This is a genomic window from Leifsonia sp. NPDC102414, from assembly GCF_044765685.1.
Classification (GTDB): Bacteria; Actinomycetota; Actinomycetes; order Actinomycetales; family Microbacteriaceae; genus Leifsonia.
Genome location: NZ_JBIWKN010000001.1, coordinates 348,799 through 365,712, shown reverse-complemented (window position 1 = coordinate 365,712; position 16,914 = coordinate 348,799). Strand labels below are relative to the sequence as shown.

Sequence of the window (16,914 nt, the reverse complement as noted above, 5' to 3'; positions counted from 1 at the left end):
TCTCAGACGATCGGCGGGCGTCCAGCGAGGGTCATGCGCCACACCGTGCGCCAGCGCAGTGGCCTCCGCTCCCCCGGATGGGTGCGCCAGCCCTCCCTCCAGCCGCCGAACCACGCCTTCAGCACCGCCGGCTTCCTGAACCACCTGAGCAACTGGATGCCCGTCCACGATCCGACATAGAGCGGCACGAGAACAGCGGGCAGGTTCCGCCGCGCCAGCCACACCCGGTTACGGGCGTTGAGACGGTAGTAGTACGAGTGCCTCGTCGGGGAGACGGCAGGGTGGTTGGCGATCAGGTCGCCCGCGTACCAGGTGCGCAGCCCCTGATCCCACACCTTCCAGGCCAGGTCGATTCCCTCGTGGGCGTAGAAGAACGGGGCGGCCCAGCCGCCGGCGGCGTCGAAGACGCGCCGTGGGAGCACGATGACCGCCTCGCACACCGAGAACACGTTGCTCGGGTGTGCGGGGTCGCCCTTCCGGATGCGCGGGATCCAGCGGCGAGGGGACATCGTTCCGGAGGGGTCCACGATGCGCGGCTGGATCATCCCGATGCCGGGGTCGGCATCCAGTTGTCCGATGGCGTCGGTGAGGAAGGTCTGCGACGGGATGCACGCGTCGTCGTCCAGGAACAGCAGGATGTCGCCGGAGACCAGAGGGACGCCCGCGTTCCGTCCGGCGGGGATGCCCACGTTCTCCGGCAGGTGCAGCGTGCGGACGCCGTCAGGCAGTGCAGGGTCGGACGTGGCGGGGTCCCAGCCGTTGCCGACGACCACCACGTCGGTCGAGACGCCGGTCTGCGCGAGCACGGAGTCGATCCCGCGGCGCAGTTCGGCCGGTCGCGTACCCTGCGTGAGCACGACGACGGCGACCTGCCGGTCAGCCACGAACCCTCTTCGACGACATGATCGCCACGAAGTGCCCGATCAGCGCCAGCAGCGCCAGCGGCACGAGAACGGCGAGCAGGATGCGGTTGGCGAGCTGATCTCCGATGAAGAGCCCGATGATCGAGAAGACGAAGATCATGATCGTCAGCTCGACGGAGTGGTAGAGCCGGTGGAACGGCACGAAACGTGCGGCGCGACGCAGCCGGGCGATGACGCCGTGGGTCGGCGCGTACGCCGCCTGGGTGTCGGCCAGCTTGCCGAGACCCGCGTTCGCCCTGGCGACGCGCACCATGTCGTTCAGCGCCTTGTTGAGCACGATGATGAGGGCCAGCAGCGTGCCGAGGTTCGTCCACAGGTAGTCGGCGGGCGCCTCGAACGGGTAGCCCGCTGCGCGGATGCCGAGCGCGATCGCGATCAGCGTCTCGGTGGAGTAGTGCCCGACATTGTCGAGGAAGATCCCCGCCGGCGACGATGTCCTGCGCCAGCGCGCCACCTCGCCGTCGCAGCAGTCGACCAGCATCTGCAGCTGGCCGAGGATGAGCGCGAGCGCGGCGCCTCCGATGCCGGGGATGAGGAGGCTCGCGGCCGTCGCCCATCCCGTGAGGATCATCAGGCCGGTGACGCCGTTGGCCGAGATCGAGGTCTTGAGCAGGAACCAGGTGAGGTACGGCGACAGGTTGCGCAGGTACAGCGACGCCGTCCAGTGCTCGGCGTTGCGACGCCCGCGCACCTCGGGCGGCTGCGCGACCGCGCGCAGCTCGGCGATCGAGGTCGGGCGCGCTCCGTGCGCGCCGGTGCCTGGGGCTGACATGGCTACCTTCCCGTGTGGGCCGTGATGTTGCGGGTGAGCGAGAGGTATCCGAGGATGAAGCCGCTCCCCCAGCAGAAATGGATGCACGGCAAGACTACGAGAAACCAGAGGAACGAACGAAAGCCGTCCTTGCGCCCCCACACGATGGCCGAGGCGACGACGATCAGCACGTAGAAGGCGGGGATGGCGAAGCCGATGAGCAGCCAGGGGGCGGCGCCGAGGATGGCCTGGACGATACCGGCGATCCCCAGGATCAGGCCGACCGCGACGCCGAGCACCATCAGCGGGGGCGCGAAGTAGCGCACGCCGTTGGCGGCGGGAAAACGACGGGCCAGCTCTCCGCGCCACACGCCGGTCGACACGAACTGCCTGGCCAGGCGGTAGAGGTTGGGGCGAGGGCGGTACGTGACCTTGAGGCGCGGGGTGAACCACACGGTGCCGCCGGTCGAGCGCAGCCGGCGGTTGAGCTCCCAGTCCTGACCTCGCTTGATGTCCTCGTCGAACATGCCGACCTCGATCAGCCTGTCCCGCTGGAAGACGCCGAGGTACACCGTCTCCGCCGGCCCTGCTTCGCCTCCGACGTGGAGCTTGGTGCCGCCGAGACCGATGCGGCTGCCGTATGCGCGCGCCACGGCGCGCTCGAATGCGGTGGTGCCTTGCGCATCCATCAGCCCGCCGACGTTGTCCGCCCCGGTCTCCAGGATCGTCTCGACCGCGATGCGGGCGTAGTCGGTGGGCAGGACGGAGTGCGCATCCACTCGGATGACCACCGGATAGTGCGACTGGCGGATGGCCAGGTTGAGCCCGGCCGGCGTCGATCCGACGACGTTCTCGACGATGTGGATGCGGTTGTCGACGGCCGCGAGCTCTTCGACGAGCTCCGTGGTGCCGTCCATGCTCGGGCCGAGCGCGACGGTCACCTCGAACGGTCCTGCGTAGTCCTGGGCGAGCAGGCTGTCGACGGCAGCCCGCACGTGAGTGACTTCGTTCAGAACGGGCATCACGTACGAGACACCGGGAAGGGTGTGCACAGTGTTGTCCGGCATCGGTTCCATTCGTCGTTTTCGGGTCGTTCGAGCTTATCAGCCGCGTCCAGGCGCGCCTGGGAGCCCGCCCCCGAACGCCGCGAGGCCGCCCCGCTGCTGCGGGACGGCCTCGTGATGGTGGTGTCGGCGATCAGCTCGCGGGGAGCGAACCGAGCGTGACGGTCGTTGTCTTGGTCTGGCCGTCGCGGATGTACGTGACGTCCGCCTTGGCTCCGGCCGCGAGGGCGCGGACCTGAGCGGTCAGGTCGGTCGCGCTCGTGATCGGCAGGCCGTTGAAGTTGACGACCTCGTCGCCCGCCTTCAGGCCCGCGCCGGCCGCTGCCCCTCCGGAGGTGACGTCCTTGATGATCGCGCCGACGTTGGTCGCCTTGGCGTCAGAGGACGAGTCGGTGACGGAGGCGCCGAGCAGGCCGTGCGTTGCGGACCCGTTCTTGATGATCTCCTGCGAAACGCGCTCGGCGAGGTTCGCCGGGATGGCGAAGCCGACGCCGATGCTGCCCGACTGGGTGCCGCTCGACGACGAACCGCTCGCGCTCGCGATGGCCACGTTGACGCCGATCAGCTCACCCTTGCTGTTGAGCAGCGCCCCGCCGGAGTTGCCGGGGTTGATCGCGGCGTCGGTCTGGATGACCGGGAGAGAGATCGTCGCCGTCGTGGTGGACTGCTGCGAGCCGGAGCCGGAGCCGCCCTGACCGGGGAAGTCGAAGTTCCACGGGTTGCCGTTGGTGTCTCCCCCGCTGCCGCCGGACGAGTCGTCTCCCGACTTCGGGGCGGCGGACGACGCGATGCTGATGCTGCGGTTGAGGGCGCTGACGATGCCGTCGGTGACCGTGCCGGAGAGACCGAGCGGTGCGCCGATCGCCACGGCGGTGTCGCCGACGTTCAGCTTGCTCGAGTCGGCGAACTTCATCGGGGTCATCCCTGATGCGCCGTCCAGCTTGATCACGGCGAGGTCGGTGGTCGGGTCGGTGCCGACGATCTTCGCCGAATAGATCTTGCCGTCGTTGTCCTGGACGCTGACGGTCACGTTCGACGCCTGGCCGTCGAGGGTGACGACGTGCGTGTTGGTGAGGACGTAGCCGTCCGAGGTGAGGACGATGCCGGAGCCCGTGCCTCCCTCGCTCGAGCCTGTCACCGAGATGGTGACGACGCTCGGCGACGCCTTCGCGGCGACGGCGGTGACCGTCGTGGCGTTGTTGGCGTCGTTGACCGTGATGTTCTGCGGACCGGAGACCGTCTTGATGGTCGCGTTGTTCGAGCTGGTCGCCGCGTAGATGCCGACGCCCGCTCCCGCTCCGGCGACGCCGCCGATGAGGGCGCCGATCGCGAGCGTCGCGATGATCATGCCGGTGTTGCGCTTCTTGGCCGGCTTGGCGGCGGTCGCGACGCCAGGGGCGGTGGCGTACGGGCCGTGCTGGGCGTGCGGGGCGTACGGCTGCTGCGGTGCGCCCTGGAATGCGGGCTGCCCGAACGAGCCGTTCCCGTAGTTGGGCTGCTGCGCTGTCGGCTGCTGCGCTGTCGGCTGCTGGCCGTACGGCTGCGGCGGCACCGGCTGCGTCGGCTGGGTCTGGCTGGCGGCCGGTGCGACGGGCGCTCCTGGCTGCGGGAGGGTGGGCTGCGCATCCGTCTGGGCAGCGGCCGGCGCGGCGGCCGGGGCTTCCCAGGCCGGTGCGGTCGGTGCAGCCGGTGCGGCCGGAGCAGCGTCGGCTGCGGGAGCAGCCTCAGCGGCGGGTGCGGCCTCGGCGGGCGGAGTCGCCTCCGCCGCGGTCTGCCCCTCGGCGTTCGTGGGGGTCTCGGCTGCAGCACCCGCGACCGACTCGGTGTCGGCGTCGTGCTGGGCCTTCGCGGGCTCCGGAGTGATCGGGGTGTCAGTCATGGTGTGTTGCTCCTTCCAAGCACTGACAGCTTGGGATGCGAACCTGGGTGTTCTATTTGCGGCCCCTGTGGACGAGCTACTGCCTGTCAATGACTCTGCACAACGTACCGAATGCGTGCGACGACCGACACCCCGTAGGTTGGAACAGCACGACGCGGAGAGGATGTGCCCATGACGGTATCAGGCGCGTGGAAGCGTGCGGCGAGCGGCGCAGGCCTGCTCGGCGCAGACGGAGCGATCGCTGCGACGATCTTCGCCGAGATGAGCGCGCTGGCCGTGCGGACGGGCGCGATCAACCTCGGGCAGGGCTTCCCTGACGAGGACGGTCCTGCCGAGGTGCTCGACGCCGCGGTCGCCGCCATCCGCTCAGGAGAGAACCAGTACCCGCCCGGCATCGGCATCCCCGACCTCCGGCACGCCATCGCGGAGCACCAGCAGCGCTTCTACGGACTCACCGTGGACCCGGAGAGGGAGGTGCTGGTCACCGCGGGAGCCACCGAGGCCATCGCCGCCACCCTGCTGGCCCTGCTCCAGCCGGGGGACGAGGTCGTGACGTTCGAGCCGTTCTACGACGCGTACGGCGCGCTGATCGGCCTGGCGGACGCCAGGCACCGCACGGTCCCGCTCCGCCTTCCCGGCTTCCAGCCCGACCTCGACGAGCTGCGGGATGCGGTCACCGACCGCACCAGGATCATCCTCGTGAACTCCCCGCACAACCCGACGGGCACCGTGCTGAGCACAGAGGTGCTGCAGACGATCGTCGAACTGGCTCACGAGCACGACGCCATCATCGTCACCGACGAGGTGTACGAGCACCTGACCTTCGGCGTGCCGAACGTGCCGATCGCGACACTGCCGGGGGCGCGGGAGCGCACCGTGAGCATCTCCTCCGGCGGCAAGACGTTCAACACCACGGGGTGGAAGGTCGGCTGGCTCACCGCCCCTGCGGAGCTCGTGACCGCCATCCTCGCGGTGAAGCAGTTCCTCACCTATGTGAACGGCGCGCCGTTCCAGCCCGCCATCGCGGCGGGGCTCCGCCTGGGCGACGACTACTTCACCGGCATCGCGTCGAACCTCCGGCGGAAGAAGGACCTGCTGTCGGACGGGCTGCGCGCTGCCGGCTTCGGGGTCGCGGACTCCGACGGGACGTACTTCGTCGTCGCCGACGCCGCTCCCCTGGGCTTCCCGAACGCTGTGGCGTTCTGCCGCGAGCTTCCCGACCTCGCCGGCGTAGTCGCCGTGCCGCTGTCCGCGTTCTGCACGGACGAGTACTCCGCGGGGACCGCATCCCTGGTGCGGTTCGCGTTCTGCAAGCGCACCGAGGTGCTGGAGCGGGCGACCGCTCAGCTGGCGGAGCTGCGGCGCTGAGGCCGGCTTTCCGTCGCCCCCCGCCGTCAGTCGATCGGCTCCACCCGGTAGCGCCGGAGCGCGAGCGCCGGATTGACCTCGCGCACGGCGCGCACCCGCTCCGCGGTGACCTCGGCGACGGCCACCCCCGTCGTCTCGCCGATCGTGGCCAGCGCGACGCCCATCGGGTCGACGATCGTGCTCGATCCGACGCCGATCGGCGGCGTGTGGTCCGCGGCGGCGACGTAGAGGGTGTTCTCGATGGCGCGCGCCGCGATCAGGGTGCGCCAGTGCTGCTCTTTGAGCGGTCCGCGCACCCACTCGGCCGGTACGAGAACGAGCTCTGCTCCCGCGTCGGCCAGCAGCCTGGTCACCTCGGGGAATCGCAGGTCGTAGCAGGTCTGCATCCCCACCGTGATGCCGTGCGCCTCGAAGGTCTGGGGTGCGTCGATGGCGCCCGGCACCACCCACTCGGACTCCTGGGCCCCGAATGCGTCGTACAGGTGCTGCTTGCGGTACGTCGCGACGACATCGCCCGTCGGAGCGACCGCGACGATGGTGTTCGAGAACCGGTGCTTGTCGTCGGTTCTCTCGACGAGCCCGGCGACCGCGAACACGCCATGCTCGCGGGCGGCAGCGACCAGTGCGCCCACGAACGGGCCGTCCATCGGTTCCGCGTTCCGCACGAACCCATCGCCGAGGGGATGCACGAAGTACGACGAATACTCGGGGAACACGACCAGCTTCGCCCCGCGCCCGGCGGCGACGGCGACGAACGCCGCGACGGAGTCCCTGTTGTGCACAGTGTCGTCGGTCGGCGCGAACTGCACGACCGCGACGGCGATGCCTTCTGCACTGCCGCGTTGGGCCTCGTCCATCAGCGACCACCGTCCAGTGCCGCCGTCGCAGCCACTTCGAGAGGGAGGCGCAGGCTGATCGTGGTGCCGACGCCCTCCTCGCTGGCGATGTCGATGCTCCCGCCGTGCGCGGTGACGATGGCCTTGGTGATCGTGAGCCCGAGCCCGACGCCCGGCACGGCGTTGCGGGTGGCCGTGGAGGCGCGGAAGAACCGGTTGGAGAGCTGCCCGAGCTCGACCGCTGGGATTCCGATACCGGTGTCTGTGACGGCGATCACCGCATCCCCGCCGTCACGGGACAGGGCGACGGTGACGCGTCCGCCGGACGGCGTGAACTTGATGGCGTTGGAGACCAGGTTGTCGATGGACTGGCCGATGCGCAGCGGGTCGCCGAAGATCGTGACGGACTCCTCCGGCAGCTCGGCCGTGAGCGCGACCCCTGCGTTCGTGGCGACCGGCCGGGCGGACTCGACGGACGCGGTGACCAGCGGTCCCAGCTCCAGGTCCTTCTGCTCCAGCGGGAAGCGGCCGGACTCCACCTGCGCGGTGAACAGCAGGTCGCCGACGAGCCGCAGCAGACGGTGAGCGTTGCGCTCCGCCACGCCCAGGTACTGCAACTGCTCCTGCGACAGCGGGTCGTCCTCGTCGTCGCGCATCAGTTCGAGGTAGCCGAGGATGGAACTCAGCGGCGTGCGCAGCTCGTGCGAGATGAGGCCGACGAACTCGTCCTTCAGCCTGGCGAACTCGCGCGCCTGCGTCATGTCCGTCGCCACGAAGATGAAGCCGACCCTGTGACCGTTCTCGTCGAGGCGCGGCGTCGCGGCCACCTGGACCGGCACCAGCTTGCCGTCCGCCCGCACATAGGTCCAGTCGCGCACGTCGGCGTACCCGGAGCGGACAGCATCCACGAGGGCGGAGAAGTCTTCGGCGCTCGACACGGTCTGCACACGCGCATCCATGTCGCGGAGCCGTTCCTCCAGCTCGGAGGCGAGGTGGAACTCGATGATGTGCCTGTGGCCTTCGAGCGCCTGCTTCTCGGTGAGGCCGAGCATCTTCTCTGCGCCGGGGTTCCAGACGTCGATGAGCCCGTCGAGGTCGGTGCCGATCACCGACTGCTCCGTCACGGCGTTCCAGATGCTCTGGATCAGGCGGTTCGCTGTCTTGAGCCTGGACTCGTTCAGCACCAGCTCGTCCTGCGAGCGCACGGCCTGTTCGAGCAGTTCCTTGCGCTGCTTCGCCGCCTCGTTGGCGGCGGCGAGTTGCACACGCACCCTGTGCGCGATCTCGTTGATGACGACCGCGACGATCATGTAGATCAGCGGGGAGAAGATCGCGCGCACCAGGTCGCCGACGGTCGTCGGCACGGTGGATGCCACCAGAGGCCCGAGCAGCACGAGGAAGGTGCCGAGCGCCGCGATCACGGCGTTGATCCTGCCCTCCTCCGTCGCGATCCACACGAACGGGAGCAGCAGGAGTGCGCCGTACGGCGAGTTCGAACCGCCCGTGCCGAGCCGGAACAGGCCGACCGCGATCAGCGACAGCACGGGGATGAGGATCGACCACTCCGCGCGCAGCCTGCGCCACGGGAACGCGAACGAGACCACCGTCGCCACTACCGCGAGCGCGACGCCGAGATAGAAGAACAGGGTGTTCGTCGGGCCGGGGCTGAGCGGCAGCAGCATGACGCCGATGGCGATCAGGAAGCCGACGATCGTCGGAATCTGCTTGACGAACGGGCTGGGAGAGTCGATCGAGATGCGGCCGAGCCAGCGGTCGATGGTCATACCGTCGCCTCCATCCCGAGCATGTCCCTGATGCGTGCGGTCAGGACTTTGGGGCTGAACGGCTTGATGATGAAGCTGTCCGAGCGTTCGGCGACGACGCCGTGGTCGGTGAGGAGCTGCACGGATGCCGACACCATCAGGATGAGCGTCGCGCTCGCGACAGGGTCGGCCCTGACTGCCTCAGCGACCTCGACGCCGTTCATACCCGGCATCGAGATGTCGAGGACCACGAGGTCGATGCCGCCGGCACGAACAGCTTCGAGCGCTGCAGGACCGTTGTCGACGGCAGCAACGACCTCGACGCCCGCACGGGTGGCGGCGATGAGCATGAGCCCGCGGATGTCGTCGTCATCGTCGGCGATGACGACGCGGGGCGCGCCTGCCTCGCTCATGAGAGGAACACCGTGCGCACGACGACGATCGCGGCCAGCACGACCAGGGCGATCCCCGCATACGGGAGCAGGCGGTACTCCCAGCGCTTGTTGGCGTCGATCTCGCGCTGGATCTCGTCGTACTGCTCGCTGTTCATGTCGATGGGGCTCATCGGTCCTCCTCCCCTGCGTTGAATGACTCTGCGTTGGTCGAATCCGCGCTGGTTGATGACGCTGTGTGCGCCGATTGTTCCGCGCTCGCTTGGGAACGACCATAGGCGTCCTCCAGTATGCGCGCCACACGCTCGTAGCGGCCGACGTCCGTCGCGACGTGGCTGTCGGTGGATGCGACGATGCGTGCGCCCGCCGCGATCAGGGCGGCGACCGCGTCCGGCCCAGGACACGCCCACTTCTCATTGACCTCGACGATCGTGCCCGTGCTCGCCGCTGCGGCCGCCCAGGCGGCGAGCCTGTCCCTCCCGAGCTGGTCCTCGGACAGTCCCACCTTCGGCAGGATCGAGAACCAGTGCGCGAGCTGCGCGTTCGGTGTTCGCTTCATCGCGCGGATGCTCGCCGTGATCAGCAGGTCGAGCGCGTCGTCCGCGGAGAGCCCCGCTGCCAGACGCTCCGTCGTCTCGCGCGGAGACCACGGCCCGTCCGTGCCGGGGAACTGGTGGTCCCCGATCACGATCGCTCCCACCCCGCCTGTGCCGACGATGAGGTCCGGCGGCGTGTCGATGGCGCCGGACGCATCCAGCAGTTTCGTCTCCACCCCGGTGAACACCGCCAGGCCGTCAGGGATGCGTTCTGCCGCGACGGCGCGGACGAACTCGGGCACCCAGGTGGTCGACGCGCGCACATGGTCGATCAGGCGCAGTTCGCGCAGCCCTGCAGCGCCGGCCACCGCCAGGTTCTCCGCGAGCGTGCTGACCGCGTCGTCGGAGAACGTCGAATGGACGTGGTAGTCGCCCAGCAGCAGCTCGCGGCCGGAAGCGGTCACTCCTCGCCCGGGCCTTCGGTGTGGGCTGCGTTCTCGGAGACGAGCACGTCGGCCGGGTCGAGGAAGACGTCTTCGAGGAACCGGACGTTCGCCAGCTCCACGAAGTCCACGGTCCTCGGCACATCGACGCCGGTCACCAGGTCGAGCAGGAGCGACGGCATGTCGACGCCCGCCGCGATCGTCAGCGGCATCGCGCCGGGGAAACGCGGGTTCACCTCCAGCAGCGCGGGGACGCCCGCGGTGCTGTAGCGGAGCTGGACGTTGGCGACGCCAGTGAGCCCGATGGCGCGAGCGACGTCGGCGGCGGTCTGCGAGAGCTCGTCGCGCTTGACCGTTCGGCCGGCGATCGAGACGCCAGAGTCCACCCGTTCGCGCGAGCGGGGAACGGCGGCGATCACGCTGCCGTCGGGCGCCGCGAGCACATCGACGGAGAACTCGTCCCCCGGCAGGTTCTCCTGGATCAGGATGCTCTCGTCCGTGCCGAGCGCCTCCAGCGTGTCGCGGTCCTGGATCAGGCGCACGCCGCGGGACCCCGCCCCGCTGCGCGGCTTGATGATGACAGGGAACGTCCAGTCGTGCGCGACGCCGTCCGCGTTCAGCAGCCGGGTCTCCGGGACCGCGAGCCGCCCGGCGCAGCGCTCCGCGAGGAGGTACTTGTCGAGGCAGACCGTCAGCGTCTCGATGCTCGGGGCGGCGAGCGCCGTCCCGACCGCGAGCAGGTCGTCGCGCCGTGCAGCGAGGCCGGGCAGCTCGACGTCGACCGTGGAGAACAGAACATCCACGCCGTCTGCCTCGCACATCCGGATCAGCTCGTCGACGAACCCGGCGGACTTACCGGCAGGGACGATGCGCCGGTCGGCGGCGGCCACGAGGTACAGGCCGCTCGCCCAGCCGTCCATGTCGGCGGCGAGCACCTGCACGTCGTCGCGGGCCAGCAGGGAGCGGATGACGGCGACGCCGGCAGGGCCGCCGGCGCCTGTCACGAGAACTCGGGTCACTTCTCTGTTCCTCTGGTTCGGGCGTCCGCCGTCAGGGACGATGCGGGCACCGAGATGTCTGCGGTGTCTTTGATCACTTCGAGCGGCTCACAGCTCTGGCCGCCTCCGAACCGCGACCAGTAGCGCGCCGTGGCGAGCACGAAGTCGGGTTCGAGGTATGAGCGGAGCTCGGTCTGCGACCGGAAGCAGTCGATCAGGCGCAGTTTCGCGTCTGTGAAACCATCTATCGGCACGAACCTGGTCGGCCGGTAGTCGATCGTCGCCGACGGGCTCTGGTAGCAGCACACCGTGCGCACCGACCGCGTCGCGACGAGCGTCGCTGAGTGCACGGCGCGGTGGTCCTGGTGGCGGTCGTGGGCGGAGTGCGTGTAAACGATGTCCGGCTGCACCTCGGCGACGACGCGCTCGATGATGCCGACGGTCGGGTCCGCCGCGGAGATCTGGGTGTCCTCCAGGTCTTCCATGAAGAGCCTGGCGCCCAGCAGCTCCGCCGACGACAGCGACTCGTGCTGCCTGTCGTCCGCATCCCCTCCCCTGGCGCCCCGCGACATGGTGAGGATGACGACGGTGTTGCCCGCCTCCCGATGGGCAGACAGGATGCCGCCGACGCCGATCTCGACATCGTCTGGATGCGCGCCGATGGCGAGGACCACCTGCGGACGCTGCGCCGCCTTCTTGGTCCGTCCCTGCTCCGCGAGCCTGGTCACGATCGAGACCAGGTCGACGGAGGAGACGGGCTTGGTCAGGAACTCGTCCGCCTGCGCGCGCAGGGCGGAGACGGCGTAGTCGACGGAGACGTGCGCTGTCATGACGACGACCGGCATCCCCGGGTACTGGCTGCGCAGCACCTTCAACAGGTCGAGCCCGGAGATCCCCGGCATCTCGATGTCGGTGAGCACGAGGTCCGGCTCGAAGTCGGCGATGGCGGCGAGCGCTTTGGACGGGTCCGTGATCGCGACGACCACCGCATCCGCCCGCTTCTCCAGCACGGTCTTCATGTAGAAGGCGACGTCGGGATCGTCCTCGATCACGCAGACCCGGTACTTCTGAAGCGAACTCGGCATGGACGCCCTCCCTGCCACCGACTCTACCGGCGGCCACCGGAACAGGCCCGCCCCGAAACACGGGGCATCGACAGATCGTTCTACCAAACACGGGATGCGCGCGCGGCACGCCCGGGATTCGGCCTCGATTTTTGCTGAACAGCAGCCGGTGCTAAAGTAAATTCTTGTGACGCGGGGTGGAGCAGCTCGGTAGCTCGCTGGGCTCATAACCCAGAGGTCGTAGGTTCAAATCCTGCCCCCGCAACCAGATAGGCCCGGATTTCCACGGAAATCCGGGCCTTGTTCTTTGCCTCGGAGTTCTTTCCCCCGGCGATCTTTCCCCGCCTACGTAGCCCCAGCAGAGGCGGGTGCTACGGCCAGAGGGAGCGCCGATCCCACGTGGATGCGGTGCGCAGGTACTGGAGTCGCTGGTGGTCACGGTCGGGCGAGCCCTGCCAGAATTCGATCGACGACGGTTCGATCGTCCAGGCCGTCCACTGAGGGGCGACGAGACCCGGATCGGCGTCGACGGCGGCCCGCGCGTCTGCGAGGAGCCTGTCGCGTTCGGCGCGGTCGGTCAGGACACTGCTCTGGCGTCCGGCCAGCACCTGCGCGCGAGCGGCGGGATGTCTGGCGAGGAAGTCCGCGGCCGACACGGAGGCGGGCGCAAGCCGGGCGACGCCACGAATGCGCACCGCGCGCGCGAGCGGACCCCAGTAGAAGCTCAGGGCACAACCCGGATTCTGGGTGAGCTGGGCGCCTTTCGCCGATTCGGCGGCCGTGGCGATCGAGAATCCGCCGTCGTCCGTGACATCTTTCAGCACGAGCACCCTGGCGTCCGGCAGTCCATCCTCGTCGACCGTCGACAGGGTCGCAGCGTGCGGCTCGGGCAGAGCGGCGTCGATGGCGTCGGTCAGCCAGGTCACGAACAGGTCACGCGGGTCGTCCGGCGCGGACGACGGCTCCCACGGCGGCGCGACGCCGACCACCGATGGGACGGCCCTGAGCGTTTCGCGGAGGGGTGAGCTCAGGGATGCGCGCTGAGATGTCATGGCGCCATTGTGGTCCACGACCGCACTCACGGGGTGGTGGTGACGCTGAGCTGCGGAGAATTGAACGGGAACGGGTAGATGACGGTCGCGTTTTCGGTCAGCGAGTCGTACGGCAGGAAAGTGATCCACAGCAGTCCCACCACGACGGCGACCGCTGCGACCACCATGACGACGATCGCTGCCGTGTCGAAGATGCGGCCGGCCTCATCCAGAGTCGACGCTCGGCGGGCGACCCGTCCGATGGCGACGAACACGATCACCGCGAAGGCCGCGAAGATCACCCAACTCGGGTGCATGGTGAGATTCACACAGGTCTGGGTGCCCTGCGCCGCTCCCGGCCCGCCCGCGCCGGAACACCGCCCCTTGCTCCCCGTCGCGAGCACGGCGTAGACGACGGCGGAAAGGCCGGTCGTGATCAGCAACCGGCGCAGGCGCAGCAGAATCGGCCCGGCAGGGAGTTGCGACAACTCTCCCGTGTCCGCCTTCGCCGTCCCCGCCCCGCGCGTCGTCTTCGTCGCCCGCATCACGATCCCCCTCGCATCCACGTCCCCCCGATACTGCCAGACACCCTGGCGACTCCGCACGGGTGGGCCGTCGCACACTCCGGTAGCCTCGGACTCGTGTCCTGGCGTCGAGTTCGAGCATCCGTTGTCGCCGTCGTCCTCGCGGCCGGTCTCAGCGGCGCCGCAGCCGCACCAGCCGCACCCGCCGCGCCACCCGCAGCCGCCGGGTCGGTGCGCACCGACACGAGCGACTTCGCGTTCGAGTCGTTCGACGCCGATTACACCCTCACGCGCGACGCGAACAAGGACTCAGCGCTCCGCACGGTCGAGACGCTCGTCGCGGACTTCCCGTCCTTCGACCAGAACCACGGCATCGTCCGCGCCATCCCGCTGACCTACCAGCACACCGACCTGCGGCTCTCCGTCGTGTCGGTGACGAACGCCGACGGCGGGAGCATCCCGTTCGAGCGCGACGACGAAGGCGGCTTCGCGCAACTCAAGATCGGCTCGGCCGACAGCTACGTGCACGGCCGCCAGACCTACGTGATCACATACACGCAGCGCTACGTCGTACGGCCGTTCGCCGACACGCACGACGACGAGTTCTACTGGGACGTGAACGGAACGGCGTGGGCTCAGCCGTTCGGCCGCGTCTCGGCACGCCTCCACCTCGACAGCGAGCTGACCAGCGCACTCACCGGCGATGCCTCCTGCTACGCCGGCGAAGAGGGCAGCACCACTCCGTGCGACATCTCATCCACCCCTGCGGCGGACGGGTCGGTCATCTCGGCGAGCCAGAGCTCCCTCGCGCCGCACCAGAACGTCACGATGGCCGTCGGCTTCGCGTCTGGAACCTTCGCCACCCCTCCGGACGCCAGGGACGCCTTCCCCTTCGCCGTGCTCCCGTGGATCCTCCTGGCGCTCTCCGCGCTGATCCTCGCGGGCATCGTGGTCGCTCGGGTCGTCCTCTGGCGCACACCGCGCGGACGCGGCATCATCGTGCCCCAGTACACCCCTCCGCCCGGGATGTTCCCCGCCCTGGCCGCCGCCTTCCTGAAGCGCGAAGATCGCGCGCTACCCGCGCAGCTCGTCGGGTTCGCCGTCGCCAAGGTCGCCGCGATCGTCGACCATTCGGATGCGACGCAGCACAAGCCGTTCGGCCTGCGCCTGCTCGTCGACCCGTCAACAGTGGGAGACGATGCGGAACGCGACGTTCTCACGCGCGTCGTCGGAGCAGCAGAGCCAGGCGACGAGGAAGTGCTCGACCCGGCGAACCAGGTGCTCGGCGACCGGCTGGCCGGGCTCGGCGGCGCACTCGACCGCGTGGTCCACGAGCGCGGGCTGCGCGCCCGCCCGGCGAGCAGGCTGCCGTTCGTCGCCCGCACGCTCATGCTGCTGATCCTCGCCGGATGGATCGCGCTCTTCGCCTGGGCCAGCAACGAGAACGCCACCACCGCCGTCCTCGGCTGGGGTTTCGCCGGCGTCATCGTCGCCACCGTCGCCGTCTTCATCCTCGCCAGAGTGCCCGACCTGCTCACGGAGAAGGGCGTCGAGGCACGGGACTACCTGCTCGGCCTCCGCGACTATCTCGCTCTGGCCGAAGCCGACCGCTTCCGCGTTCTGCAGAGTCCGGAAGGCGCCGAACGCGTGGATGCGCGCGACGGGTCAGCGGTGGTCAAACTCAACGAGAAGCTGCTGCCGTACGCGATCGTGTGGGGCGTCGAGAAGGAGTGGATGCGCGAACTCGCCCACTCCTACGAGGTCACGGCGACGCAGCCGGAGTGGATGCCGGGGGCGACGAACCCCGCACTGCTCCCGCTCCAGATCGCCGCGTTCAGCACGTTCTACCAGGGTGCGCCGTTCGCGACCTCCCCGCCCGTCTCGTCGTACTCGGGATCGGACGGCAGCAGCTTCGCCGGCGGCGCGAGCGGCGGAGGGTTCTCCGGAGGCGGAGGCGGCGGGGGAGGCGGCGGAGGCTGGTGAGCCCGACAGCGTGAATCGTCAGTACACTCGGTCGAATGCGACCAGAGATCGAGCGAGGTCTGAATGTCGTGGTTCACGACATCGACGAGGCGGCGTTGCTTCGCCTGCACCCATCAGGACCGACGATCCAGCTTCCGCCTGACCTTCAGCGGCCGCTCCTCCCCAGGTCGTTGAAGGGACACTCATTCTCGGGAACGACATTCCACGCCGCGGTGTCGGGTGGCAACTCGAGCATGGAGACACGAGAGCTTTTCCTTGACGATCTCCTCATCAACTGGGCGTACGAAGCTGGTCAAGGCAGTCCTGATCCCGCACGCATCTCGGGAGCATCGCTCAACCTGGAACCACGCGCCGCAGCCAGATTCTTCGCCGGCACAGAGCCCGCGGTCGACCTCAGCGTCGATGGCCGCCACCTGTGGCCGGTCGACCTTTCCGTTCTCGACGCACTCGACTCCGCCTTCGACCCGGACCTCTTGGGCGGGACCACGATCGCGGCTCTCCCGTATTCGTCCCATTTCTCGGACGAGTGGGGTGCGCGCGGAAGGATCAGAGACAGCGATCTGGAGCGAACGTGCCTCGATCTCCACTTCGATACGCCGAGATCGCTGGACGAAGCCAGAGAGGTGCTCGTCGCGGCGCAGACACTTCTGGAGGCGGTAGGCGGCATCGGACTTGACGCCGTACGCGAGCTCTGGGTGTTCTCATCTGACCCGGAACACCCAGACGAACGCGTGCACTGCGAGTGGTGGTCGCGCTCCGTGTTCGGCGAAGCCGCCAGAAGTTCTTGGATGGGGCTTCGGAGGGAGGTCGGCATGGTGGGAAAGCTCGACGTCCATTCCATCGGCGGACTTGGTGGCGTGCTGAGCTGGATGCGGCTCTGTCACGCGGTTCCGTTTCTGGTTTCCGTGCTGCGCAGCGAGCATCGCGCACTCACGCAGGATCGGCGAACCAGAATCAGCACGCTCGCCATCGCCTGGGAGCATCTCGCTCACTGGCTGCAGAGCACGGGAGCGACCAAGACCTCTACTACGACGGACACGATAGTTGAGCTGGTCGAGCCGCTTCTCACTGCTGGAACCACGTTTCGCCCCCTTGTCGAGTTGAGCTGGAATACGAACAACGAGATCAAGCATGTCGCTCTCAGGAAAATCAGAAACGCGCGCACGCCATTGCGTCGAGGTGATGCGGACGGTCACGATTACCTCGCCCACTTCATGTACGCGACACTGATGATCGCTTCTCTGAAGGCTGCCGGTATGACGGCGGCCGCTCAGAGCCTGACCTTGGAGCTCGAAGACTTCGGACCGTTCGGCAGCGCCTGGCTCTCTCTTGTCCAGGCGTATACGAAGTGATTGAGCC

At 68.7% G+C, this 16,914-nt stretch carries 16 protein-coding genes and 1 tRNA gene; 4 read left to right on the top strand and 13 right to left on the bottom strand.

The genetic code is table 11. The features are described from left to right. Positions 1-2: 2 nt before the first annotated feature. The 4 genes from ACIRCZ_RS01665 to ACIRCZ_RS01650 form a co-directional block, all read right to left on the bottom strand. Entirely contained in the window at positions 3-884 is an 882-nt protein-coding gene (locus ACIRCZ_RS01665) for a glycosyltransferase family 2 protein (RefSeq protein WP_055892586.1), read from the bottom strand. Further along, on the bottom strand, positions 877-1,695 hold the full coding sequence (locus ACIRCZ_RS01660; protein WP_055892583.1) for a CDP-alcohol phosphatidyltransferase family protein: 819 nt from the start codon (positions 1,693-1,695) through the stop codon (positions 877-879). Before ACIRCZ_RS01660 ends, ACIRCZ_RS01665 begins: the two co-directional genes overlap by 8 nt. A gap of 2 nt (positions 1,696-1,697) precedes the next feature. Continuing rightward, positions 1,698-2,741, bottom strand: a complete 1,044-nt coding sequence (locus ACIRCZ_RS01655) for a glycosyltransferase family 2 protein (protein ID WP_055894350.1) — start codon at positions 2,739-2,741, stop codon at positions 1,698-1,700. Between the two features lie 130 nt (positions 2,742-2,871). Next, positions 2,872-4,617 carry a S1C family serine protease gene (locus ACIRCZ_RS01650; protein ID WP_402848941.1) on the bottom strand — a complete coding sequence of 582 codons (1,746 nt, stop codon included), beginning with the start codon at positions 4,615-4,617 and terminating at the stop codon, positions 2,872-2,874. Between the two features lie 171 nt (positions 4,618-4,788). Between ACIRCZ_RS01650 and ACIRCZ_RS01645 the strand changes: the two genes are divergently transcribed. Further along, positions 4,789-5,985 carry a pyridoxal phosphate-dependent aminotransferase gene (locus tag ACIRCZ_RS01645; RefSeq protein ID WP_402848938.1) on the top strand — a complete coding sequence of 399 codons (1,197 nt, stop codon included), beginning with the start codon at positions 4,789-4,791 and terminating at the stop codon, positions 5,983-5,985. A 26-nt stretch (positions 5,986-6,011) separates the two neighbouring features. Here the strand turns inward: ACIRCZ_RS01645 and ACIRCZ_RS01640 are convergent, their stop codons facing one another. Genes ACIRCZ_RS01640 through ACIRCZ_RS01610 form a run of 7 tightly spaced genes read right to left on the bottom strand, consistent with a single transcriptional unit; the run spans position 6,012 to position 12,038 of the window. After that, positions 6,012-6,842: a carbon-nitrogen hydrolase family protein gene (locus ACIRCZ_RS01640; RefSeq protein ID WP_402848935.1), complete on the bottom strand. Its 831-nt coding sequence runs from the start codon at positions 6,840-6,842 to the stop codon at positions 6,012-6,014. Continuing rightward, entirely contained in the window at positions 6,842-8,605 is a 1,764-nt protein-coding gene (locus ACIRCZ_RS01635) for a sensor histidine kinase (RefSeq protein WP_402848932.1), read from the bottom strand. The genes ACIRCZ_RS01640 and ACIRCZ_RS01635 overlap by 1 nt, the downstream gene beginning before the upstream one ends. Continuing rightward, entirely contained in the window at positions 8,602-8,997 is a 396-nt protein-coding gene (locus ACIRCZ_RS01630) for a two-component system response regulator (RefSeq protein ID WP_055892567.1), read from the bottom strand. The genes ACIRCZ_RS01635 and ACIRCZ_RS01630 overlap by 4 nt, the downstream gene beginning before the upstream one ends. Beyond that, entirely contained in the window at positions 8,994-9,149 is a 156-nt protein-coding gene (locus ACIRCZ_RS01625; RefSeq protein ID WP_157480177.1) for a hypothetical protein, read from the bottom strand. Before ACIRCZ_RS01625 ends, ACIRCZ_RS01630 begins: the two co-directional genes overlap by 4 nt. Further along, positions 9,146-9,976, bottom strand: coding sequence for a histidinol-phosphatase (locus tag ACIRCZ_RS01620; protein ID WP_402848927.1), 831 nt, complete (start codon positions 9,974-9,976; stop codon positions 9,146-9,148). The genes ACIRCZ_RS01625 and ACIRCZ_RS01620 overlap by 4 nt, the downstream gene beginning before the upstream one ends. Continuing rightward, on the bottom strand, positions 9,973-10,974 hold the full coding sequence (locus ACIRCZ_RS01615; RefSeq protein WP_402848924.1) for an ATP-grasp domain-containing protein: 1,002 nt from the start codon (positions 10,972-10,974) through the stop codon (positions 9,973-9,975). The genes ACIRCZ_RS01620 and ACIRCZ_RS01615 overlap by 4 nt, the downstream gene beginning before the upstream one ends. After that, a complete protein-coding gene (locus ACIRCZ_RS01610) occupies positions 10,971-12,038 on the bottom strand; it encodes a response regulator (RefSeq protein WP_055892562.1) in 1,068 nt (355 codons plus the stop codon). Before ACIRCZ_RS01610 ends, ACIRCZ_RS01615 begins: the two co-directional genes overlap by 4 nt. A gap of 170 nt (positions 12,039-12,208) precedes the next feature. Here ACIRCZ_RS01610 and ACIRCZ_RS01605 point away from each other — a divergent pair. Beyond that, positions 12,209-12,285: transfer RNA gene (locus ACIRCZ_RS01605), tRNA-Met, on the top strand. Positions 12,286-12,388: 103 nt separating this feature from the next. Here ACIRCZ_RS01605 and ACIRCZ_RS01600 read toward each other — a convergent pair. Continuing rightward, on the bottom strand, positions 12,389-13,069 hold the full coding sequence (locus ACIRCZ_RS01600) for a pyridoxal 5'-phosphate synthase (RefSeq protein ID WP_402848920.1): 681 nt from the start codon (positions 13,067-13,069) through the stop codon (positions 12,389-12,391). A 26-nt stretch (positions 13,070-13,095) separates the two neighbouring features. After that, positions 13,096-13,614, bottom strand: coding sequence for a hypothetical protein (locus ACIRCZ_RS01595; RefSeq protein ID WP_402848917.1), 519 nt, complete (start codon positions 13,612-13,614; stop codon positions 13,096-13,098). Between the two features lie 75 nt (positions 13,615-13,689). Between ACIRCZ_RS01595 and ACIRCZ_RS01590 the strand changes: the two genes are divergently transcribed. Both ACIRCZ_RS01590 and ACIRCZ_RS01585 read left to right on the top strand, forming a co-directional pair. Then, positions 13,690-15,555: a DUF2207 domain-containing protein gene (locus ACIRCZ_RS01590; protein ID WP_402848914.1), complete on the top strand. Its 1,866-nt coding sequence runs from the start codon at positions 13,690-13,692 to the stop codon at positions 15,553-15,555. A gap of 35 nt (positions 15,556-15,590) precedes the next feature. After that, positions 15,591-16,907, top strand: coding sequence for a hypothetical protein (locus ACIRCZ_RS01585; RefSeq protein ID WP_402848911.1), 1,317 nt, complete (start codon positions 15,591-15,593; stop codon positions 16,905-16,907). The last annotated feature ends 7 nt before the right edge of the window (positions 16,908-16,914 follow it).